Here is a 21425-nt window from a genome sequence, read left to right as displayed (position 1 = left end):
GGCGGATGCGGTACCGGTGCGCTGCCCGGCGTGCCTGCGCGAGAACGACTACGCCGCCCCGGTCTTCCCCTGTGCCTGCGGCAGCCCGGTCACCCCGCCGCTGGACTTGGCGACGGCGCCCCAGCCGCTGACGCACCGCACCTGGTCGGACACGTGGGTGGCCGTGCGCTGCGCGGCCTGCACGCGGGTGAGCGAGTGGCCGCATCCCGAGGTGGGGTGTACCTCGTGCGGGACGGTGGTGCGGATTCCGGTGCACCCGGTGGGGGCCGAGCCCGGAGCCGGGGCACTGGACGGGCTGCTTCCGCGCCCTGGCGTACGGGGCCCGACGGGGGCGGCGGGGTCGGCGAACGGCGGGCGGGCCGGGTCGGCGGGCCGGGCGGGTTTTTCGGGTTCGGCTGGCGCTCAGGGGACGGCGGGGTCTCCGGGGACTGCGGGGTCTCCTGGGGCGGGTGGTCCCGCGGACCCCGGCCCGGTGCGGCCGGGGGCGGCGCCCGTGCCGCGGCCCGCCTTCCGCCCGGTGACCATCCGTACCGCCCGGGACGCGGTGTCCACGGCCGCCCTGTACCTGCGGTGGCTCGGCTTCCAGGACGTCCGGCAGCCCGACGTGCCGCCCATTCCCTCGGCGGCCGTGGACCTGCGGGCCCCCGGGCTGGTGGCACAGGTGGACCCGACCACCGCCCCCGCGGGGCTGCGGGCCGTGGAATGCGTCTGGCTCAACGGGCTGACGGCCTCCGCGACCAGCGTCTACTTCGCGCTCGCCGGATACACCCAGGACGCCCGCTCCCGCGCGGACGACCTCGGGATACCGCTGTTCGTCATGGACCTCACGGGCATGCCGCAGCCGGTCAACGACCCCGCGGACGCACTGGTGGGAGGGGGCGCGTAGGAGCCGCGGAGGCTGCGGGTGCCCCTGGTCGGGGCGATCGATCGGGCCGCGGGGCAGCACGTAGGCTCGGAACAAACATCCGTGTCCATTGGTTGCCGCATGCTGTCTGCCCTTTCCCTGCCGAGGAGCGCCCGATGAGCCTGTACGACATCCCGCTGACCACCCTGTCCGACGAGCCGACCAGCCTGGCGGCCCACAAGGGCAAGGCGATCCTGCTGGTGAACACCGCCTCGCAGTGCGGTCTCACCCCGCAGTACTCGGGACTGGCCCGGCTCCAGTTCAAGTACGAGGAGAAGGGCTTCACCGTCATCGGCGTGCCCTGCAACCAGTTCGGCGGGCAGGAGCCCGGCAACGCCGACGACATCGCGACCTTCTGCGCGGCCGGCTTCGGGGTGACCTTCCCGATCCTGGAGAAGACCGAGGTCAACGGCGAGAACCGGCACCCGCTGTACCAGGAGCTGGTGAAGACCGCGTACGCCGACGGCGAGGCGGGCGACGACATCCAGTGGAACTTCGAGAAGTTCCTGATCTCGCCCGCCGGCGAGGTCGTGTCCCGCTTCCGGCCGAGCGTCGAGCCCGAGTCGCCCGAGGTCATCGCCGCGATCGAGGCGCAGCTGCCGGCGTAACGCCCCACGGGGTCGACGGTACGTGGATCCCGCACGGCGGGCCGTACCGTCGGCCCGCCCCGGCCGTACCGGGGCGGGCCGACGGCCGGGCCGCGGCCTCCTCAGCCGAGGAGCTCGGACTCGTCGTACTCCGCCCCCGAGCCGGCTGCCGTGAGCTCCCGCAGCTCGACCCGGCGGATCTTGCCGGACACGGTCTTCGGGAGCTCCGCGAACTCGATGCGGCGGATCCGCTTGTACGGGGAGAGCACCGCCCGGGAATGCGCGAACAGTACACGGGCGGTCTCCGGCCCGGGCTCCCACCCGGCGGCGAGCGCGACGTACGCCTTCGGCACGGCCAGCCGCAGCGGATCGGGCGCCGGGACCACGGCGGCCTCGGCGACGGCCTCGTGCTCCAGCAGGGCGCTCTCCAGCTCGAACGGGCTGATCTTGTAGTCGGAGGCCTTGAAGACGTCGTCCGAACGCCCGACGTAGGTGAGGTACCCGGCCTCGTCGCGCGAGGCGATGTCGCCGGTGCGGTAGATCCCGTCCGCCATGGCCTCGGCGGTGCGCTCCGGGTCGTCCCGGTAACCGGTCATCACCCCGGCGGGCCGGGGGCGCAGGTCCACGCAGAGCTCCCCCTCGTCCGCAGACTCCTTGCCGGTGACGGGGTCGAGGAGCACGATCTCGTACCCGGGCGCCGGACGCCCCATCGAGCCGGGCTTGACGGGGACCCCCGGGAAGTTGCCGATCTGGAGGGTGGTCTCGGTCTGGCCGAAGCCGTCGCGGATGGTGACGCCCCAGGCCTCGCGGACCTTCTCGATGACCTCCGGGTTGAGCGGCTCGCCCGCGGCGACGGCCTCGCGCGGAGGGGTGCGGAGCTTGGTGAGGTCGGACTGGATCAGCATCCGCCACACGGTGGGCGGGGCGCAGAACGTGGTCACGCCGTGCCGGTCCATCTCCGCCATCAGCCGCTCGGCGTCGAAGCGGGCGTAGTTGTGGACGAAGACGGTGGCGCCCGCGTTCCACGGGGCGAAGAGGTTCGACCAGGCGTGCTTGGCCCAGCCGGGCGAGGCGATGTTCAGGTGCACGTCGCCGGGTCGCAGCCCGAGCCAGTACATGGTGGAGAGGTGCCCGATCGGGTACGAGGCGTGCGTGTGCTCGACGAGCTTGGGGCGGGCGGTGGTCCCGGAGGTGAAGTACAACATCAGCGGATCGGTGGCCAGGGTCTCGCCGTCCGGCGTGAAGGAGCCGCCGGCCGCGTACATGTCCTCCAGCCGCCGCCATCCGGTGGGCACGTCCGGGCCGGCGGCGATCCGGGTGTAGGTGCCGGGGACCTCGTCGAACTTGCCGGTGTCCTCGACGCGCACGATGACGTGCCGTACGCGGCCGCGCTCGATGCGGTCGCGCAGGTCCGCCGGGCCGAGCAGCGGGGTCGCGGGGATGACGACGGCGCGCAACTTCATCGCGCCGAGCATGACCTCCCACAGCTCGCGCTGGTTGCCGAGCATGACCAGGACCCGGTCGCCGGCCGCGACGCCCTGCTCGCGCAGCCAGTTGGCGGCGGAGTCCGAGCGTACGGCCAGCTCGCCGAAGGAGACGGACCGGCTGGTGCCGTCCTCCTCGACGATCCGCAGGGCGTCGGCGCCATTGCCGGCGGCGATGTGGTCGAACCAGTCGAGGGCCCAGTTGAAGCGCTCGGGCCGCGGCCAGGTGAAACCGCCGTGGGCGGCTGCGTAGTCACCGCGGCGTTCGAGCAGGAAGTCGCGTGCGGCCAGGAACTCGGCAGTGGCGTTCTGGGCGCTCTCGGCGAAGTTGTGCGTCATGGAAGGCATCGTGCCGTGCCTGCCGTACGGCCCACCAGAGCGGCGTCAGCCGCGGATTGACCCGAAGCGCACGGAGCCGGGGCCCTCCGTCTCCGTCATCTCCGCGAGCAACCGCTCCCCCTCGGCGACGATTTCGTCCTTCTGCGCCTTCGACGGGGCGTCGAAGAGCTCGACGGTGAGCGTCCCCCGGGCCAGCCGCCATAGGCCGCCGAGGAATCCGTCCACGAGGAGGGTGCAGTAGGCCTGGTTCCCCGCCCAGGAACGCCCCTTGGCCTCGGGGGCGATCACCCGGGTGCGGTCGGAATGGGAGAGCAGCAAGTTGTCGAACTCCGGGAGGAAGCGGGGCGGTGCGGGGGTGCCGGCGTCGGGCCGGGGCGCGTCGGGCAGGTCGAAGAGCTCCACGCCGTTCTCGTCGCGGAACACGGCCAGCCGCGGGCGCAACCGCTCGAAGGCCTCCCCCAACCGGGTCAGCCCGGCCCAGACCTGCATGTCCTTGACGGAGGCGGGCCCGAAGGCGCCGAGGTAGCGCAGCACGACATCGTCGAGGGCCTGCTCCGCCTGCTCTGCCTGCTCTGCCTGCTCCACCTGCTCCGCCTGCGCTGCCTGCTGCGGCGCGGCTTCGTCCTTCGCGGGCGCACCGAGCCACTGCCGCACGGTCGTGAGCCGTACCTGCCCGCTGCGCCCCCAGACCCCGCGCGGGGTGACCTGGACGAGCGGGAGCCGGCACCGGGCGGCGACGGACAGGGCCTGCGGATCGGCGTCCGGCCAGTACCCGAGCAGCTCCTCGCGGATCTCGCCCATGGTGCGGGGCTCGGCCTCGACGAAGGTGCGCGCGAGCTCGCCGAGCCGCTCCAGGTCGACCCCGACGAGGCCCTTGCGGAAGAGGGTGACCTCCCGGTCCCGGGCGCCCTGGACCAGCGGCCGCAGGGTCAGCGCGTCGTGCGCGGTGTGGGTGTGGATGGTGGACCGCATGGTGACCATCCGCACCACCCGCCGGGACTCCATCAGCTCCGCGAGCTCGGCGGGCCGGAATCCGGCGAGCCGGGCGTGCAACTGGAAGTAGGGCGGCTTCACGTTCTGCGCCTGGAGCCCGAGCAGGTGCGTGACGGCGTCCTGCGCGGACATCGCGGCGCGGCTCAGGAGCAGCTGGCGGGCGAGCGTGGCACGGTTGAGTGAACGGGTATCGAGTACGGGATCGCGATGCGTCGTCCTGGAGGCCATGACAGCAAGCTATCCCCGGTTGCGGACACCCGTTGTCCGCAACTCCCCGCCCTTACGGAACGCATTATCGACCGGGAGCTGACCTGCGATGTCGGAGCGCCCAGACCGCCGCCCCCCACCGTCCGGGAAGCGCCCGGGATGGCGCCGCCCCACGCCCCCTCCCGCCACGCCCCCCGCTTCCGGGGGCGCGGCGGGCGCCCGGCCGACGCCGGCTCCGACCGGGCCCCCGGACCACCGCAGCGTGATCGACTCCGCCGTCTACCGCGACGGCCGACGCATCGCCTCCCCCACCACCCTCGCCGAGACCTTCCGCCGGCTGCGCGAAGAGCCCGACGGCATGGCCTGGATCGGGCTGCACCGCCCCACTGAGCCCGAACTCCATTCCCTCGCGGCCGAGTTCAACCTCCACGAGCTCGCCGTCGAGGACGCCCTCGAAGCCCACCAGCGCCCCAAGCTGGAACGCTACGGCGACACCCTCTTCGTCGTCCTGCGCGCGGCGCGCTACCTCGACGCCCCGGAGGAGGTCGAGTTCGGCGAGCTGCACGTCTTCGTGGGCCCGGACTTCCTGATCACGGTCCGCCACGGCGCCGCCCCGGACCTCTCCGCGGTCCGCCGCCGCATGGAGGAATCCCCGGAGCTCCTCTCCCTGGGCCCCGAGGCCGCCCTGTACGCGATCCTCGACGCGGTGGTCGACGGGTACGCCCCGGTCGTCGCGGGAGTCCAGAACGACGTGGACGAGATCGAGACGGAGGTCTTCCGCGGCGACCCGGAGGTCTCCCGCCGCATCTACGAACTCTCCCGCGAAATGGTCGAGTTCCAACGCGCCACCCGCCCCCTGGTCGGCATGCTCCACGCCTTGATGGCCGGCTTCGCGAAATACGGCACGGACGAGGAACTCCAGCGCTACCTCCGTGACGTGGCCGACCACGTCACCCACACCAGCGAACGCGTGGACGGCTTCCGCCAGGCCCTGACGGAAATCCTGACGGTCAACGCCACCCTGGTCTCCCAACAACAGAACGCCGAAATGCGCGCCCTGGCCGAAGCCGGCTTCGAACAGAACGAGGAGATCAAGAAGATCTCCTCCTGGGCCGCCATTCTCTTTGCACCCACACTCGTGGGAACCATCTACGGCATGAACTTCGAGGACATGCCGGAGTTGAAGTGGGCCGGGGGCTACCCCTTCGCGATCCTGCTGATGGCGGTGGTCTGCGTGAGCCTCTACGTCATCTTCAAGAAGCGCGACTGGCTGTAGAAAGTCGGCAAGAGCCCCTGATCGAATTCGCTACAGCGAACGTCTCCGCGGGGTCAATCCGGGGCCCTGGGGAGAATCTGGGGAGAATGCGCAGTGCCAGGGAGCGAGCCGCGCCTCTCCCACCTGCTGCTCCACGCGTTCCGTGCGCTTCTGCTTGGGTCGGACAGCCGCTGTTTACCGTCACCGAGAGTGCTGGCGAGCACCACGCCAGCGCTTCCCTGGGAGCCGCCGAACGGCCCGCAGAGCATCCACCACACCGGCGTGCCCTGGACCAACTCCATCGGCTCCTGCGAGTGTCGAGTCACCCGTGGCGATTCTGCTCCCGTCGCCCTGGGCAGCGCGAAAACAAGCAACCGTTGAGGAAGCTCCTCAGCGACCGTCTCGGAGACTTCGTGCTGGTAAGCCATACGGCTGGCCAACGGGCCTGCAATGCTTCTCGGATGACCAGCAAGAGCAGGGGGCGTAGCAAGCGGGCCCAGCTCCCCGTGCCTGTGCAGCAAAGCGAACCGAACAGCGGACCTGGCGAGGCCTTGTGGGTGTCGACGCGTTCGGGAGCACGCGCCGGCCGTGGGTTCCACTACCAAGACGCTGTAGGGGCGTGGCTGTGCGGCCGCATTCTGTCCGGCGCCCTCGACTCCGATCGCATCGTCCCGGAGGGCCTGGAAGACCTCTCGTGTGATGGACCGACACCCTGGCACGTCCAGGTGAAGTCCCGCCAGGAACGGATCGGCGACTTCACCGCACCCGAGGTCGCCGAGCACCTCGTCGCCATGGCCCTGGCGCACGCGAAGCGTGTACAGGCTCGACTGGAGGGTCGGCCCCTTCTTGTCCTCGAGCGGCCGGTTGAAGGGGAATGGTTCACCCAGTGGGGCGACCCCTTGAGTGACCTACCGCGAGGCCACCGGTTGCTACAGGCATTCAACGCGAAGGCCTCGAAGGCCGGCCTGACCAAAGATGAAATCGACGCATGGTGCAATGCCGCCAGTCTCTACGTCTTGCCATGGCGTGCCGCCGCCGACGACACCCGCACCGCTGTAGCCCAACGGCTCGGGCTGCTGCCGGTAGCTGCGGAGGCAGTCGTGCTGGCCCTGCGCAGCGCCGTCGCAAGACGGGCCGATGCCAACGCTGAGACGACCCTGTCGGGAGCGGCAGGACTGAGTCGAACGAACATTGCAGGGATTGCGACCGAGGTCGCGGAAACCATCGACCGTGCATCGCTGGAGGAGGCACTGGCCACGGGCCTCTGCGAGCCTGTCGACTTCGACCGGCCGCTCCAGGCCGCCGGCTTCCACGAAGGCGTCAACGTGCAGCCCGGCCACATCACTGCCGGGCTTCCGGCCCCCAGGCCTGTCCTGACCGGGCGGGTGGCGGATGCGATCCATCGGGGGCAGAGCGTCCTCGTGACCGGCCCGTCGGGCTGAGGTTCCCCCGAGATGCGGGGATGAGTGACGGATGGTCAGATGGGTCTCGCGAGAGGAGCCCAGACGATGCCCGCACCGAGGAAGTACCCGTTGGAGTTGCGTGAGCGTGCGGTACGGATGTATCGGACCGCCGAGCCGAAGCCCGTGATCCGCCGCATGGCCGAGGATCTCGGCGTGCACCACGAGGCCCTGCGTAACTGGATCCGGCAGGCCGAGGCCGACGCCGGCGAGCGAGGAGACCTGCTCACCACCGCCGAGCGCGAGGAACTGGCCGCCCTGCGGAAGGAGAATGTCCAGCTCAAGCGGGCGAACGAGGTCCTGCGGACGGCCTCGGCTTTTTTCGCGGCCCAGCTCGACCCGACCCGGCCCAGGTGACGGCGCTCGTCGACGAGCACCCGCACCTGGGGGTCGAGCCCGTACTCCGGGAACTGAACATCCCCTCCACCACCTACTACCGTTGGCGCCAGGCCGAGACCGAGCCGTGCGAACGGCACCGTCGGGACGCCGAGCTGACCAGCAAGATCCGTCAGGTCCACGACGAGTCCGGCGGGATCTACGGCTCACCCCGCGTGCACGCCGTCCTCAAGCGCGAGGGCACGCGCGTCGGCCGCAAGCGCGTCGAACGGCTCATGCGCCAGGCCGGCCTCGCCGGGATCAGCCCTCGCCGGAGCAAGAGCTTCACCCGACGCGACCCGGACGCGGATCTGGCCCCTGACCTGGTGCAACGCGACTTCACCGCGAGCGGGCCGAACCGGCTGTGGGTCACCGACCTGACCATGATCACGACGCTGGAGGGCCCGCTGTGGCTCTCCGCGATCCGCGACGCGTTCTCCCGCCGGGTGGTGGCCTGGGAAACCTCTGCCCGCGCGGACGCGGACCTGGTCCTGACCACCCTGGAGTACGCCCTGGCCAGCCGCGAAGCCACCCCCGGCGAGCTCATTCACCATGCGGACCACGGCTGTCAATACACCTCCGTGAAGCTCACGACACGCCTGGTCAGGGCAGGGATCCAGGCATCCATGGGCTCGGTCGGCGACTCGTTCGACAACGCCCTCGCGGAGAACCTGTGGATGCTGATCAAGACCGAGGGCGTCCGCGGCCGCACCTTCGCCACCCGGGCCGAGGCGAACCTCGCGCTCTTCGAGTACATCGACGGTTTCTACAACCCCCGCCGCATCCAGAAACGGCTCGGCTACCTCAGCCCGATCGAGTACGAGGAGAAGCACTACGCCGACCAGGCAGCAGCCGAACAAGTGAACCTGACACCACGTCAACCCGCCCTGGCCAGCTAGTCAACCGCTCCCGCACAGCGGGGGAACCTCAGGCATCGGCAAGTCCGCCGTGATGTGGACGGCTGCCTACGTGACCAGACACGTGCTCTGGTACCGCATCAGGCGGCTCCAGGCGGACGATGCGGTCCCGCTCGTAAGGCTTGCGAGGGCGTTGCAACCCACGACCCGCTCTCCGGTCGGATTCGTGGTGGACGGCATCGGTATCGGAGCGGCCGAGGCATGGGATGTCCTCTACCGCGAGCTCGCCCCGATCCCCGGTGTCCTGCTCCTCGGCTCGGTCCGGAGCGAGGACCTTCTGCCCCTCCGAAGCCGGGTCGACTGTACCCAGATCGAGGTCACCCTCGATGAGGAGGTCGCCGAGCAGATCCACGCCGGGTTGTCGGCCACCGGCACCACGGCTGCCGCGCATTGGCGGGAAGCGTACGACGCGGCAAACGGCCTGACCCTGGAATTCACGCATCTACTCACCCGCGGACGCAGGCTCTCGGATGTCCTGTCAGAGCAGGTCGAGCGGCGCGTGGCCGAAGGACGCCAGGCAGAGATCGAGATCCTGGCCAGGATCTCGATCGCCCACCAGTGGGGCGTCGATCTGCCCGTACGGGCACTTCAGCAACAGCTGGGCCTTGGAGACACGGACCTTCGCACGGCGTTGTCCCGCCTTGCCGATGAGCATCTCGTCCACGAACGGCGGGGACTCCTGTCCGGGCTGCACCAACTGCGCTCGGCGCATCTGGCCGACGCCGTACACGCGATTCCGCCGCCGATCTTGGACGAGACCGTACTCGCGGTGATGCGCATACTGACGGACTCACAGCTTCAGCCGTTCATCGCCGGCGTCCTCACCGAACACCCCGTGCTGGATCCCGTCGTACTGGACCAGCTCGCGGTCGAACTCGGCCAGCGCCCCTCCGTAAAGGCGACCACCGGCGTTCTGCAGGCTCTACGGCTGGTCGACGTCAACCGCACTGCGGCCGACTGGCTCCGGACCCTCGACCGACACCGGATCCCACCCGCGTTGCGCCGCACCACCCTTCAGTTCGCGCTCGTGGACGGGGACCTGCTGCCGCAGCTCAAACCCGAGATCGCCGCGGCCATCACCGAGATCCGAGCGGCGGATACCTCCGGTTCGCCGCTGCGCAACGCGCTCGTGGAACGGCTCGGCAAAGCAGCGATCTGCCTCCTCCTGTCCCAGTGCGAGGAGCCCGTCGAATCCCAGCGGTTGCTCGCCGTCCTTGCCGGGACTGGTCTGGATCTCGCGGGTGGGCCGAAGGTGCTCGCCGATTCGCCATTCGGCCAGCTACTCGCCAGCGCACCGGTCGATCTCCTCGGGGACATCCTCTCCACAGCCCGGACCGCATCGGTGCCCCTGGCCGAACAGCTCTTGCAACTCGCAGGCGGGGAGGAACGTGTGCTGGACACCCTCGTGGCCCGTTCACCGTGGGTCACTGAGGCGTCCATCGTCGATCGCGAAGGGAGCCGGGTCGCATACGCCCGTCTCCTCCACGTATCGGACCAGGCACGACCGGACGCCGAACAGGAGGTCAGGGAGCTCGGGCGGATGCTGCTGCGCTGCCTTCCACAGTGCGAGAGTGCCGACATCCAAAATCTGCTACCCGGTGGGCTGCCCCTGACCATTGGTGACTTCACCAGCGGGGTCAGCCTTCTGAAGCGGCAATACGACAGATCGCCCGCCACGGTGGCGTGGACTCGCACCCGCACACTGATCGGCGCAACGGTGGCTGGCCATACCGACTGGACCACCCGCACCGCAACCGCAGCCTCCTCACTCCCCGTGCTCCACCAATACCTGACGGATCTGACCCAAGCCTGGTGCGTCGGTCGCGGTCGACCCAAAGAGGTCGAAGGCCTACGCACGACGCAGGCAGCGCTACTGGACTGGGCCGCGTCACTGACGCTCCCCGTCGACACTTCGTTCCTGTCCACGCTCCCCGTCGGCGACGACGTTCCAGGAGGTGGAAGCGACCACCTGCAACACCTGGTGAACGGGATCGCCGAGAACCTCACGCGAAGGCTCGCCGACCCCAACGGGTATGCAGCGCTCGCCAGCTACGTCGGCGACAGCCTGCCAAGCCTCGCCATGCAGGTGCGGGATGAGGAGCGCTGGCACCTCATCGGCCAGGACCCTCCGGATGTCCTCGATCACCTCGTGAGGAACCTCGCAGACCTGCATGCCGTTCTGGCCGAACTCGCCTGGGGCACCCTCGGACACAAGGAGCTCAGGGCCGCGGCGCGATCAGGACCATCCGCGCAGGCACTCTCTCGGGCAGCAGACCTTGCCCGCCGAGCCGCCGGCGCACGAGCAGAGGCCCTGCCCCTGAAACTCCAGTCCAGCGCCAGGGCAGCAGGGATCCGCATGAGCGTGTACACCAGACCTGTCTCAGACGCGGACTCAACGGAGTGGCCTGCCGCGGAACTTGCGGTGGGTGTGGAGCTCGCCGAACTCACTCAGTGGCCGACGGCAGTGGAACAGCTGTGCTCGCTGCTGAAGCACGATCCCGGCTCCCAGGGCAGCCGCAGGGCCGTCCTGCTCGTTCCCTTTGTCGACGGCAAGCCAGTCAGGCTCATGGCGCAACAGCTTCAGACGGCCCTGTGGCCGGGGACCGGCCTCTTCGACGCTTGGAGCACCGAGCTTCCTGAAGGACACCCGACCCCACTCACCGACGCTGCCATCGACGCCCACCAGGCCCTCCAATGCCTCTCCGGGCTGGCTCACCTCGCGACGCTCAGGGACACAGACGCGAGGCACCAGAGCACCGCCGACGAGGCGGTGGCGCAGTTCCAACAGGCACGCAGCGTGGTTGGTGGACTACGCCAGGGGGATCCGGTCATCGCTGCGATCCTCGACTTCCTCGACACCCTCGCTCGTCGGGTGGAGAGAGAGATCGCCGAGGGCCCTGCCTTCCAGGACTCTGGCGTGGCGAACCTCGCTAGCGCCATCGCCCAAGGGGCGACCGCGCATCCAACAGAGGACTACCTCCAGCTGGACGGCATGACGGCCATCACCCTGCAATGGGACCTCGACCCCGACCATGCGGCGCGTCTCCTCGCTGCGACCGACGGTTGAGGGCATCGGCGGGTCGAGGTGGTTCGTCACCCTTCGGTGAGACCGGTAGTGCTCCGGTGCGACGAAACCAGGTCCTCAGGTACGTACTCGGGCACCGTGCCGAGTAGTGCGTCGATGGCCGCGCGGCCCTTGCCGCCGGCCTCCGGCATGAAGTGGGCGTAGTGGTCGAGGGTGATGGTCGGACTTGAGTGACCGAGCCACCGGGCGAGCGTCACGATGGACTCCCCCGCTTCGAGGAGGACCGAGGCGTACGTGTGCCGGAGCACGTGGAAGCCGTCCTTGCGTGAAGCCTTCCACCGCGCACCCTTCTCCCGTACGGGAATGATTCCAGCCGCGGCGAGGGCCGGCTTCCAGGCCTCGTCGTTGAAGATGTTGGCGCGGATGGCGTTGCCGTACGTCGTCGTGAGGACGAGCGGGAAGCTCTGCTTCTCCCGGTCGGGCTCCGGTCCGCCCCAGGGGAGCTCGACGTCGACCGCCGGATGGTCGGGGAAGTACGCGGCCAGTTCCGCAGCCACCGAGCGGGGCATGTCGACGATGCGCGTCTTGCCGCCCTTGGGCAGGGCGAAGTAGAGGCGCCCGGAGAGAAGTTGCACCTGTCTGCGCACTCGGATGACGCCGCGTTCGAAGTCGATGTCCTTCGGCGACAGCCCGAACACCTCTCCCTGGCGCAGCCCACACCCCAGCGCGACGACGACCGCGATCCGGTACCGAGGATTGATCACGTCCCGTACCCGCTGCGCCGTTGCCAGCGGCCACGCGTCACGATCCTCGTCTGGGGCCTTCGGCCAACGCACCGTCTTGGCCCGCATCGGGTTGCGGACGAGGCGCTTGTCGTCGATCGCGGTCTCGAAGATGTTCGATAGAGAGGTGAGGATCTGCCGGGCGTACCGTGGAGAGCACTCGCCTTCGAGCGTGGCTATGTAGCCGCGCAGGACGGTCGCCGACACGTCGCGCAGCGCCACCGCACCGAGGTGCGGAAGGATGTGGAGTCGTACACGCTCGTCAACTCGTTTGACCGTGCCCGGCGCGCCGCGAACGCCGGCGCGCCAGTGGCGCGTGACGAAGTCCGTCAAGGTGATGGAGCCGTCGCGCGGGTCGACGAACTCGCCCCGCTCACTGTCGGTGCCGGACCGCCGGAGCCACCCCTTGGCGTCCTCCAGCACATCGAACGACATGTCCCGGACGCCCGGGATTCCAGCGACACGATACCGAGACCCCTTGCCGTAACGGGTCGTACGCTCACGCTTCCCTGTGACGGGATCCTTCTTCTTTTTGATCCAACGGTCTTCGATATAGCCAGCCAAAGAATTCCTCGGATTAAGGGTTGCACGTAGGGCGGGTGGTAAGGCCGGGTAGATCGGTCAGGCCGTGGCCGAGTACCCGGCGCGGCGCTGAGGGGCGGCATTCACCGGATTTAGGGAAGTGTTACTGCGGGAGTCCGCCTGCTCCTGTTCCCGGATCCACTCGTCAAGCGTTTCGATCCGGTACATCACGCGTCCGCTCCGCCCCATACGAAAACTCGGCGGACCCTGGCGACGGTGCCGCCACACGTAAAGGGTGTCGGGTGACAGACCCAGGTATTCGGCGGTTTCACGCACGTTCAGAAACCCCCTCCGCAGCGGCGACACACGGGGAGACATACGGACATTCGCCAGCAATTCACTGTCACAAGCAGCACTTCGCACGTATCGAAACCTTCGGGGTCTTCCGTCGACAGCCTGTGGCGACGGACATCGGGCATGACGAGTCCGCCCCCACTTGCTGTCAGGCAGGTGGAGCGGACTACTTCAATGGTCTGGAGAATCCCCGGTTTGGCTGACCGGGGATCGTCGGGTATAAGCCGGGGCGGCATCACGGCGCACCCACCCCGGACCCCTACGTCGCGGGCTGGAGCAAGGCGAGTGGGGAGACACCGAGGGCGGCCGCAATGGCGACGAGGTCATCCACGTCGCAGCGCCGGCGGGTGCGTTCGATGCGGGACAGCATGGTGTTGGTCATGGGGTGGCCGAGCTCGGTGACACGGGCAGCGAGCTCTCGCTGGGCGAATCCGCGCGAGGTGCGCAGCCGCTCGATGGCGTGGGCGGTCCGCTCTCCGGCGGGACCGATTTCCGTAGCTCTCCGGGGCATGCGTCTGTTGTAGCTCGGGTTCCCGGGTTCTCGTAATCACGGAAGCCCAGACATGGGACTTTGGAGCCCGTTTCGCGGAGAACGAACTGGCGATTCGCGCATAGGCGGCCATTGCGGAACTAGGACCCATCTCGGACCACAGAGGTACGCACACCATCAGTGGCTCCGGCGGCGGAAACATAGATCGGCTCGCCTACCCCGGTCAATGGCTTTCGCGGTGCGATCTCCCTCGCTCTCCCCACGCCGTCGACTTTTTGGTCAACCGGGGATTCGCCCTTACTGTGAAGACGTTCGCGATCAGCGATGCGATCTGGCGCTTTTCGAGTGCGGATTCGCTGGACTTGCGCGGGCCGGGTGTGGCTGTCTTGGCCAAGCACCCCCTGACAAAGGAATCGGCTCCCGGCGTTGCAGCGCCGAGAGCCGATGGGAGTCCCTTGTCCAAACCGCCCACTCCTGAACGGATCTGAGGAACGTCTATGCCCAACAGTACGGCCGAAGCAGCCGTCCGCACACCCGCGCCCACCCCGGCGTCGCCGTCCCAGCAGCAGGCGAAGGCGGGGCGATAGGCATGGCACGCATCCGCACCATCAAGCCGGAAGCCTTCAGCTCCGAATCGCTGGCCGCCGTCAGCATCACCGCGGAGCGGACGTTCTTCGGCCTGCTCACCCAGGCCGACGACCACGGCCGGTTCCGAGACCAGTCCGCCGTCATCGCGGGCCTCTTGTGGTCCCTGCGCCCCGAACACGGCCCCATCGAGGTCGAGGACGACCTCACCCAGCTCGCCGGCAATGAACTCATCTGCCGGTACGAGGGCGAGGACGGCAAGCGGTACCTGCACATCGTGACCTTCTCCAAGCACCAGAAGGTCAACCGCCCCAGCGGTGTCCGGCACCCGAACTGCCCCTACCACGACGGCGGCCGGGTACCCCTGACTTCACCGCTGGCGCAGGGAGGGCTCCGGGAGGCGTCCGTGCACCATCCGGCACCCGTCCCGGAGCTCGCACCCACACCTCATGCCGCTTCGATGATCCCAATAGCCGCAGGTCAGGACGGTTTCAGTGAGCCCTCCGTGCAGCATCAGCAGGAAGTCCGGGAGCCTGCGGCGAGCCCTCACGGTCCGGATCTAGGACCTAGGATCATGGATCTAGGATCTCCGTTGGGAGGCGCGAGCGCCCCCGCCACACCCCAGACCGCAACGGCCCAGAAACTGGTCGCCGAGTACGCCGCCGCGTGCGGGAAGCGCCCTCCGGAGAAAGTCCTGGGCCACGTCGGCCGGGAGATCAGCAAGCTGCTGCACGAAGGCATCGACCCGGACCACATCCGCGCCGGGGTCGATCGCATGCGCCTCAAGAGCCTCTACCCGAGCCTGCTGCCCAGTCTGGTCAACGAGGCCATGAACCCGCCCCAGGCCAGTGCTGGCGCCCGCCGGGCCCCTCAGCCGTACACCAACCCCGTTGACGCCGAAGCCGCTTACGGAGGCCAGCTGTGACCACCGCGACCCGCGAACCCCAGCGTGCTGGCACCCTGGCAGCCCGTCTCCAGGCCATTCTCGCTGCCAAGGGCATCGACCCCGACACCGCACCCGCCGGGCCCACAGTGGAGCCGGTGACCGCCCTGGATCTCGCCGACCGTCGCATCCCGCCCCGCTACCGCGAGGCACTCGCCACCCAACCCGAAGTCCTGGGCTGGGTGGAGGCGGTCACCCGCGCCGGGCGGAACGGACCGGCCGGTACCCGGGGCATCGCCTACGGCCCCTCGCTGCTGATCGCCGGACCCACCGGCATCGGCAAGACCCATCAGGCCTACGGAGCCGTCCGCTCGCTGCTGGCCGCCGGAGTACGCCTACGCTGGCAGGCGGTCACCTCCGCCGACCTCTACGCCCAGCTCCGGCCCCGGCCCAACCACGACCCCGAGCGGGAGATCCAGGAGCTCGGCCGGTGCCCGCTGCTGATCCTGGACGACCTCGGCGCGGCCAAGCAGTCCGAGTGGACCGAGGAGCTGACGTACCGGCTGATCAACCGCCGCTACACCGAGATGCTCCCGACCCTGATCACCACCAACCTGCCGATCGCGGAACTCCGCAACGCAGTCGGGGACCGCGTCGCCTCCCGCCTGGCAGAGATGACCACCCGCGTCATCCTCAACGGCCCGGACCGCCGACGCACCCAGCCGTCGGGCTCCTGACCACCACGGTCCCCGCCCGGGCCGGTCCCCGTCATCGTGAGGACCGAACCACTGACCCGAGCCGTCCGGGGACCGTCCCCACCCCGCTCCCGGTCCCGTCCCCATGACGGTCCCCAACCCGGTCCTGGTCCCCAAACGAGCCCCGGTCCCGTCTGACGACGCCCTCGCCCAGGAGGGGACCGACAGCTGTCGATCGGGGACCGTCCCCTGATTGCGCTGCTCGCGCCGACCGCCACGGGGACCGGTCCCCAACTCTGTTTCCGCAGGTCACCCCCGCCTGACGTCCCCCGACTCAGTGGGGACCGTCCCTACGGTCCCCACCATCCGGGACCGCCCTGCGGCGGTTCGGGGACCGTCAGGTCACCACGTAGGGGACCGTCCCCACCCACGACTACGGGGACCGAGACGGGACCGGTCCCCCACGTACCTACGGCCGGGGACCGAGCGCCTCCCCGAAACGGGACCGTCCCCGCCCGGTCCCCGGACAGCACCGGCAGCGTCTCGCGTCACGAGCGAGCGGTCCCCAACCGGTCGACCCCGCCCAACAGCCCCTTCACACGACCAGCCTCTACCGCTTCAAGGACACGCATGCACAACCCACCGCACGACGGTCCCAGCCACGACGAGCACATGCCCTCGCTTCCAGCCTCAGGAGGAGCAAGTTGTACCCAGAGCATTGCTCCCGTCGGGAGCAATGCTCTGGGCTCCCCCGCCCCAGGGGTGGCGGGAGCAGACCGGCACCAGGGGGTGCCGGTCCTTCGGGACGCGGCCAAGGCCGGATCGCACCACGAATCGGAGGGACAACACACCTGCCACACACCCCGCTGCACGCACACCGCCCCCACGACATCGCACGCGCGCCAGCGTGAACGCCTGCTCGCCGAGAAGAAGCGCATGCACCAGCCCAGCTGCCGCATGAACGACGATGAATTCCAGCTCCTCACCCACGCTGCGTCTGCCTGCCGCATGAGCATCGCCAGCTTCCTCGCCCACTCTGCTTTGAAGGCCGCACGCGACCTCGACCACACCGAAGCCGAGATCGCCACCCACCGGGAGATGGCCAGAGAGCTGTTCGCGCTGCGCAGGGCCCTCGGCCAGATCGGCAACAACCTCAACCAGGTCGCCACCGTCCTGAACTCCGGCGCCGACGCCCCGCACGCCAAGGCGGTCCTCGACGCTGTCCAACGGACCGCCGAACGCGTGGAGGACTTCACCCAGCGCTACTTGGAGACGGAGACTCCCGCCGGATGATCCCCCGCGTCCACAAGATGGGCACCCGCACCATCGGCCTGATCCACTACCTCTACGGCCCCGGCACCCACGAGGAACACACCGACCCGCACCTCGTGGCGGCCTGGGACAGCCTCGTCCCCGACCCCGGACGCAACCCGAAAGCCACTTACGCAGACCTGCAAAGGCTCCTCGACCAGCCCGTCGAAGCCCTGCCCAAGTCACGGCGCCCTACCGAGCACGTGTGGCACCTGTCCATACGTGCCGCACCCGAGGACCCGATCCTCAGCGACGAGCAGTGGGGCAACATTGCCCGCCGCATGGTCGCCGCCACCGGCATAGCCCCCGACGGCGACACCGCAGCCTGCCGCTGGGCAGCCGTCCGTCACGCCGACGACCACATCCACATCATCGCCACCACCGTCCGCGAGGACGGCCGGCGGCCCCGCCGCCACAACGAAGCCAAGCGCTCCCAGGCCGAAGCCCGTCTCATCGAGGCCGACTACGGCCTGCGCCGTCTCAACACCGGCGACGGAACCGCAGCCCAGCGCCCCACCAGCGCCGAGCGCCACAAAGCCACCCGCCACCAGCGGGAACGCACCCCGAGGGAGGAACTGCGCGAGAGCGTCCGACACGCGGCGGCCGGCGCCCAAAGCGAGGAGGAGTTCTTCGACCGCCTCACCCATACCGGTCTCCTCGTCAAGCGGCGTGTGGCGCCGTCCGGGGACCTCCTCGGCTACACCGTGGCCCTGCCCGACGACCGCAACAAGAACGGCGAACCGGTCTTCTACTCGGGATCCAAGCTCGCCCCCGACCTCTCCCTGCCCCGCGTCCGCGAACGCTGGACCCTGCCTGCAAAATCCCCCTCGGACGAGGGCGTCTCGCCGGAGCAGCCCGCCCTCCCGCCGGTGACCGGCCCGGCGTACGCCCGCCGCCGCGCGACCACGGCGACCTGGCAGGCACTGCTGCTCATCGAGCACGGCGACGACGGCACGGCAGCAGCCCGGATCGCCGCAGCCGGCGAGGTCCTCGACGCGCTCGCCGAGACCTCCGCCGCCCATACCCGACGAGAACTCCGGGATGCAGCATTCGCGTTCGAACGCGCCTCCCGCTCCCACGTCCGCACCGCACGCGGGCACGACCACGCCCTGCGCCAGGCCGCGCACGACCTCGCCCACAGCGGACCAGCCCTCGGCAGCGGAGAGGACGGCGCCACCACCGCCATGCTCATCGACACCGCGTTCTTCCTCGTCACCGCGGCGGCGAACTGGCATGCCAGGAAGCACCACGCCCAGCAAGCCGAAGCCGCCCGCCAAGCCGCCGAACACCTGCGCGTCGCCTACGAGATCGCGGCCGCCCAGCCGATGTCCGTGCTCCACCAGCGGGGCCGCTCCCTGTCACTGCAGCGACGACAGGCAGCCGTCCTACGCCAGGCGCTGCCCGAGATCGCCGAACAAGTTCTGGCCGAGCCGGGCTGGCCCGCCCTGGCGGCCACACTCGCCGATACCCGGGCCGCAGGCCACAACCCGGCCCACCTCCTCGCAGAAGCCACGCGGCACCGGGAGCTGGACAGCGCCACCTCCGTCAGCGACGTCCTCGTCTGGCGTCTCCGCCGTCTCGCGCACCTGCCTGCCGATCCCGCAGCATCACTCCCCCGGCGCGCGGCGACCACACAACCGGTTCCGAAGGCCGCGAACAACGCCTCCCGTCGGCGCTGACGCCAGGACGCGTCCGTCCCTACCTAGCCGACGATCCCCGGTCAGCCAAACCGGGGATTTTCCGGAGCATTGAAAACATCACCACCGACCCCATCCCGTAAGGAACCCCCGCATGCCCGAAACCGAACTGCGCGTCGAAATCATCGCCCTGCTGCTGGACGCGGACTTCAAGCTCCGGCCCGACACCAACACCTGGTCCCACAGTGACGGGCGCCCCTTCACACGGGCCGAACAGGCCACCGCCTTCCAGGCCACGCGCGCGCCGAACTCGAAGCCGTGGCAGCACTGAGCGCCCGCAACGCTGCGGCTGCCCTCGAGCAGGACACCGCCGTGGAGGCCCTCATCGAGCTCTTGTACTCGTACTTCGCCCGGCACCCCGAAGCCCGCATGGTCATGGACGTACTCCCGCACATGACCGAGAAAGACCGCACCGAGTACGAGCGCCTGTGCGCCATCGCCGCTCCGGACGGCGGCATATACCTCCCCTACGAAGACTGACGGGCCCGGAACAGCACTCTGCGACCGGTGACCGGGTACCTCCCGGTCACCGGTCGCAGGCATTCCCGATGTGAAAGGCCGGCAGGCCTTACCCGCTGGCAGTCGCAGGATCAGTGGTGGGCGGCCCCTGCCGCCAGCAACGGAGCCAGGAGGTCAGCGGCTTCCTCCCAGCGGAAGCGGTCGGCACCGCCGCCGGACTTCGGGCGGTGAGGCTCGTAGCTGCCGACCAGAACACCCATCTCCCGCAGCTCTGCGAGGCTCCGCTGGTACGCGCGGTGGGCCGCGAGGGCGGTGTTCACGTAGGGCAGGACGGCGGTGGGGATGCCCATGCCCGGAGCCTCGCAGAGGATGCCGAGGGCGAGGTTGTCCGCGAAACCGGCCGCCCACTTGTTGACCGTGTTGAAGGTGGCCGGGGCCACGGCGATCGCATCGGCGGGTGGGAAGGACCGTGCGTCCCCGGGCGCGCGCCAGGCGGAGCGGACGGGGTAACCGGTCCGCTCCTCGACCGCGGCGACGTCGAGAAAGGGAAGCCCCTGCGGGGTGGCGACGACACCGACGTCCCAGCTCCGCTCGTGCGCGGCGTCGATCAGCTTGCCGACGTCGCCCGCGATCCCGGCCGCGCAGACGACGACGTACAGGAAGGGCTTGCGCTGCGGCTCGGTCACGCGGGTACTCCCAGTCGGCGGCAGAAGTGGTGGAGCTCTGGCAGCGTACGCCGACGGTCCCGGGCTGCCATGTCGGCGACCAGGTCCCGGACGGCTGGTCGCCGTACGTCCTGGGCTGCGCAGGTCTCCGCGATCCGCAGGGCCTGGTAGCCGTCGGCGAGGCGGCCCTGCTGTGCGTAGGCACGAGCGGTCTCCACCCATAGGGCGGCCCGGCGCTCGGGAACCGGGATGTGTCGGCGCATGAGCGGACGGGCGATGTCGATGGCGACGCCCGCGTCGCCGAAGGACACGGCCGCGCTGACCTCGTGGAGGGCCACGTTGGTGGGGCTGAAGTTGGCCCATGCGTCGGGGTGGTCCAGGGCGACGTACTTCGCCACCTCCTTGGCCTCGGCCAGGAACTCTGCGGTGGCAGCACGGTCCCCGGCCCTGCTGGCAGCCGTGACTCCGCGCAGTAGCAGCAACCCGAGCACGGAGAGATGGTGGCGGGGCTGCCGGTCGTACGCACCGGCGAGTTGTGAAGCCGTGTGCTTGATCAGCGTGACGGCCTGGCCGGCGTGCTGTTCGCGGACCAGGACGTGCGCGTGGAGGCGGACGCTGGCGGCGAGGACGAGCGGATCACCCGAGCGTTCGGCCTCGGCCATCGCGCGCCCGACGGCGAGCCAAGCCGTGCCGGGGTCTCCCTGCTTCAGCAGGAGGCTGGCCGAGGTCTGGTAGGCCGTGGCCAGGAAACGGGGAAGCTCCTCGGCCTGCGGGGAGTCGGCGATGCAGCGGCGAAGATCGGCGATCAGGCCGGGAAGGGTCCGCTCCAACTCCGCGTAGTCGCAAGTGCTCCAGAGGCGCCGGATGGCCGTGGCCCGGTTTCGCAGTTGCCCGGACGCCGGCGCTTCCGCCGTCGGAGTCGTCGGCACCCCCGGCAGGAGTGCCTGGACGAGCGCGGGGTGCGCAGCAGTCGGCGCGACCGAGGCTGTGAACGCGGTGACGCTGGCGGCAAGGAGGGTACGGCGGCGCAGCATTTCTTCTGTCTCCGGGTCGTGGGGATCGGCTTCCGGGTCGGCCTCCGCCAGACCGAGTCGGGCCGGAGGAATGCGCAGGATGCGGGCGACGTCGCGCAGGACGCGGATGTCGTCCGTTCCACGTCCGCCCTCCAGCCGACTGATCTTCGACTGGTGATACCCCAGCTCGCCGGCCACGTCCGCTTGTGAGCGGCCCTGTAAGACCCGAGCCCGGCGGATCAGTTCACCGATCCGGTGCACCTCGCCCTGCGTGTCGACCATCTCCGCCACGGCCCCTTCTGCCGAGACCGATCCTGCCTGCTCAACCGAGCCTAGCTGCAACGAACTTGCCAGCCATGCACAACGTGCATGAACGATGCAGGGGCTGCGCGGCCCGTCGCGAGGCCGCCTCCTGACCCGCTT

General features: G+C 69.6%; 21 protein-coding genes. 13 read left to right on the top strand and 8 right to left on the bottom strand.

Annotation, left to right across the window (positions count from 1 at the left end):
- Nucleotides 1–48: 48 nt before the first annotated feature.
- On the bottom strand, nt 49–183 hold the full coding sequence (locus OHA65_RS30445; protein ID WP_405763494.1) for a hypothetical protein: 135 nt from the start codon (nt 181–183) through the stop codon (nt 49–51).
- Here OHA65_RS30445 and OHA65_RS30440 point away from each other — a divergent pair.
- The gene (locus tag OHA65_RS30440) at nt 158–886 is read left to right on the top strand and encodes a hypothetical protein (protein ID WP_405763461.1); all 729 of its coding nucleotides are present in this window, start codon (nt 158–160) and stop codon (nt 884–886) included. The two genes, OHA65_RS30445 and OHA65_RS30440, sit on opposite strands and share 26 nt — an antisense overlap.
- A 134-nt stretch (nt 887–1020) precedes the next feature.
- On the top strand, nt 1021–1512 hold the full coding sequence (locus tag OHA65_RS30435) for a glutathione peroxidase (protein WP_327279337.1): 492 nt from the start codon (nt 1021–1023) through the stop codon (nt 1510–1512).
- Between the two features lie 101 nt (nt 1513–1613).
- On the opposite strand, the gene OHA65_RS30430 is transcribed toward OHA65_RS30435, so the two are convergent.
- Both OHA65_RS30430 and OHA65_RS30425 read right to left on the bottom strand, forming a co-directional pair.
- The gene (locus OHA65_RS30430; RefSeq protein WP_328764218.1) at nt 1614–3314 is read right to left on the bottom strand and encodes an AMP-binding protein; all 1701 of its coding nucleotides are present in this window, start codon (nt 3312–3314) and stop codon (nt 1614–1616) included.
- 45 nt (nt 3315–3359) lie between these two features.
- Nucleotides 3360–4535: a winged helix DNA-binding domain-containing protein gene (locus OHA65_RS30425; protein WP_327279335.1), complete on the bottom strand. Its 1176-nt coding sequence runs from the start codon at nt 4533–4535 to the stop codon at nt 3360–3362.
- 88 nt (nt 4536–4623) lie between these two features.
- Between OHA65_RS30425 and OHA65_RS30420 the strand changes: the two genes are divergently transcribed.
- From OHA65_RS30420 to OHA65_RS30400, 5 genes are all read left to right on the top strand, one after another.
- The gene (locus OHA65_RS30420; RefSeq protein ID WP_405762839.1) at nt 4624–5790 is read left to right on the top strand and encodes a magnesium and cobalt transport protein CorA; all 1167 of its coding nucleotides are present in this window, start codon (nt 4624–4626) and stop codon (nt 5788–5790) included.
- Between the two features lie 440 nt (nt 5791–6230).
- Entirely contained in the window at nt 6231–7211 is a 981-nt protein-coding gene (locus tag OHA65_RS30415; RefSeq protein WP_405762837.1) for a hypothetical protein, read from the top strand.
- Nucleotides 7212–7277: 66 nt separating this feature from the next.
- Nucleotides 7278–7586 (top strand): transposase, encoded by a 309-nt coding sequence (locus tag OHA65_RS30410; RefSeq protein WP_327280916.1) that lies wholly within the window; start codon nt 7278–7280, stop codon nt 7584–7586.
- Nucleotides 7583–8503 carry an IS3 family transposase gene (locus tag OHA65_RS30405; protein WP_327286476.1) on the top strand — a complete coding sequence of 307 codons (921 nt, stop codon included), beginning with the start codon at nt 7583–7585 and terminating at the stop codon, nt 8501–8503. Before OHA65_RS30410 ends, OHA65_RS30405 begins: the two co-directional genes overlap by 4 nt.
- A gap of 184 nt (nt 8504–8687) precedes the next feature.
- Complete coding sequence (locus OHA65_RS30400) at nt 8688–11588, top strand: hypothetical protein (protein ID WP_405762834.1); 2901 nt, start codon at nt 8688–8690, stop codon at nt 11586–11588.
- Nucleotides 11589–11614: 26 nt separating this feature from the next.
- On the opposite strand, the gene OHA65_RS30395 is transcribed toward OHA65_RS30400, so the two are convergent.
- The 3 genes from OHA65_RS30395 to OHA65_RS30385 all read right to left on the bottom strand — a co-directional run bounded on the left by OHA65_RS30395 (nt 11615) and on the right by OHA65_RS30385 (nt 13715).
- Nucleotides 11615–12892 (bottom strand): site-specific integrase, encoded by a 1278-nt coding sequence (locus OHA65_RS30395; protein WP_052874263.1) that lies wholly within the window; start codon nt 12890–12892, stop codon nt 11615–11617.
- Between the two features lie 57 nt (nt 12893–12949).
- A complete protein-coding gene (locus OHA65_RS30390; protein ID WP_254381238.1) occupies nt 12950–13228 on the bottom strand; it encodes an AlpA family transcriptional regulator in 279 nt (92 codons plus the stop codon).
- 235 nt (nt 13229–13463) lie between these two features.
- Complete coding sequence (locus OHA65_RS30385) at nt 13464–13715, bottom strand: helix-turn-helix domain-containing protein (RefSeq protein ID WP_052874264.1); 252 nt, start codon at nt 13713–13715, stop codon at nt 13464–13466.
- A 568-nt stretch (nt 13716–14283) separates the two neighbouring features.
- On the opposite strand from OHA65_RS30385, the gene OHA65_RS30380 reads away from it, so the two are divergent.
- From OHA65_RS30380 to OHA65_RS30355, 6 genes are all read left to right on the top strand, one after another.
- Nucleotides 14284–15204 (top strand): hypothetical protein, encoded by a 921-nt coding sequence (locus OHA65_RS30380; RefSeq protein ID WP_405762830.1) that lies wholly within the window; start codon nt 14284–14286, stop codon nt 15202–15204.
- A complete protein-coding gene (locus tag OHA65_RS30375) occupies nt 15201–15899 on the top strand; it encodes an ATP-binding protein (protein WP_052874266.1) in 699 nt (232 codons plus the stop codon). The genes OHA65_RS30380 and OHA65_RS30375 overlap by 4 nt, the downstream gene beginning before the upstream one ends.
- Nucleotides 15900–16793: 894 nt before the next feature.
- On the top strand, nt 16794–17150 hold the full coding sequence (locus tag OHA65_RS30370; RefSeq protein ID WP_405762827.1) for a plasmid mobilization protein: 357 nt from the start codon (nt 16794–16796) through the stop codon (nt 17148–17150).
- Nucleotides 17147–18847, top strand: a complete 1701-nt coding sequence (locus tag OHA65_RS30365; protein ID WP_369476188.1) for a relaxase/mobilization nuclease domain-containing protein — start codon at nt 17147–17149, stop codon at nt 18845–18847. Before OHA65_RS30370 ends, OHA65_RS30365 begins: the two co-directional genes overlap by 4 nt.
- Nucleotides 18848–18959: 112 nt before the next feature.
- Nucleotides 18960–19136 carry a hypothetical protein gene (locus OHA65_RS30360; RefSeq protein ID WP_405762823.1) on the top strand — a complete coding sequence of 59 codons (177 nt, stop codon included), beginning with the start codon at nt 18960–18962 and terminating at the stop codon, nt 19134–19136.
- Nucleotides 19124–19345 carry a hypothetical protein gene (locus tag OHA65_RS30355; RefSeq protein ID WP_369476192.1) on the top strand — a complete coding sequence of 74 codons (222 nt, stop codon included), beginning with the start codon at nt 19124–19126 and terminating at the stop codon, nt 19343–19345. Before OHA65_RS30360 ends, OHA65_RS30355 begins: the two co-directional genes overlap by 13 nt.
- A 110-nt stretch (nt 19346–19455) precedes the next feature.
- Here OHA65_RS30355 and OHA65_RS30350 read toward each other — a convergent pair whose 3' ends face one another.
- Together OHA65_RS30350 and OHA65_RS30345 are read right to left on the bottom strand one after the other, a co-directional pair.
- The gene (locus OHA65_RS30350; RefSeq protein ID WP_405762820.1) at nt 19456–20010 is read right to left on the bottom strand and encodes a flavoprotein; all 555 of its coding nucleotides are present in this window, start codon (nt 20008–20010) and stop codon (nt 19456–19458) included.
- Nucleotides 20007–21284: a helix-turn-helix domain-containing protein gene (locus OHA65_RS30345; RefSeq protein ID WP_405763459.1), complete on the bottom strand. Its 1278-nt coding sequence runs from the start codon at nt 21282–21284 to the stop codon at nt 20007–20009. The genes OHA65_RS30350 and OHA65_RS30345 overlap by 4 nt, the downstream gene beginning before the upstream one ends.
- Nucleotides 21285–21425: the final 141 nt, after the last annotated feature.

The sequence above is a fragment of the Streptomyces sp. NBC_00045 genome (assembly GCF_045041095.1).
Classification (GTDB): Bacteria; Actinomycetota; Actinomycetes; order Streptomycetales; family Streptomycetaceae; genus Streptomyces.
This window is presented reverse-complemented; position numbering and strand designations above follow the sequence as displayed.

Excerpts from the sequence above, each read along its gene's own strand:
- OHA65_RS30360 (WP_405762823.1), top strand. The coding sequence starts at position 18,960 with ATGCCCGAAACCGAACTGCGCGTCGAAATCATCGCCCTGCTGCTGGAC.
- OHA65_RS30410 (WP_327280916.1), top strand. The coding sequence starts at position 7,278 with ATGCCCGCACCGAGGAAGTACCCGTTGGAGTTGCGTGAGCGTGCGGTA.
- OHA65_RS30345 (WP_405763459.1), bottom strand. The coding sequence starts at position 21,284 with ATGGTCGACACGCAGGGCGAGGTGCACCGGATCGGTGAACTGATCCGC.
- OHA65_RS30420 (WP_405762839.1), top strand. The coding sequence starts at position 4,624 with ATGTCGGAGCGCCCAGACCGCCGCCCCCCACCGTCCGGGAAGCGCCCG.
- OHA65_RS30370 (WP_405762827.1), top strand. The coding sequence starts at position 16,794 with ATGCACCAGCCCAGCTGCCGCATGAACGACGATGAATTCCAGCTCCTC.
- OHA65_RS30365 (WP_369476188.1), top strand. The coding sequence starts at position 17,147 with ATGATCCCCCGCGTCCACAAGATGGGCACCCGCACCATCGGCCTGATC.
- OHA65_RS30385 (WP_052874264.1), bottom strand. The coding sequence starts at position 13,715 with ATGCCCCGGAGAGCTACGGAAATCGGTCCCGCCGGAGAGCGGACCGCC.
- OHA65_RS30430 (WP_328764218.1), bottom strand. The coding sequence starts at position 3,314 with ATGACGCACAACTTCGCCGAGAGCGCCCAGAACGCCACTGCCGAGTTC.
- OHA65_RS30390 (WP_254381238.1), bottom strand. The coding sequence starts at position 13,228 with ATGTCTCCCCGTGTGTCGCCGCTGCGGAGGGGGTTTCTGAACGTGCGT.
- OHA65_RS30415 (WP_405762837.1), top strand. The coding sequence starts at position 6,231 with ATGACCAGCAAGAGCAGGGGGCGTAGCAAGCGGGCCCAGCTCCCCGTG.
- OHA65_RS30380 (WP_405762830.1), top strand. The coding sequence starts at position 14,284 with ATGGCACGCATCCGCACCATCAAGCCGGAAGCCTTCAGCTCCGAATCG.
- OHA65_RS30435 (WP_327279337.1), top strand. The coding sequence starts at position 1,021 with ATGAGCCTGTACGACATCCCGCTGACCACCCTGTCCGACGAGCCGACC.
- OHA65_RS30425 (WP_327279335.1), bottom strand. The coding sequence starts at position 4,535 with ATGGCCTCCAGGACGACGCATCGCGATCCCGTACTCGATACCCGTTCA.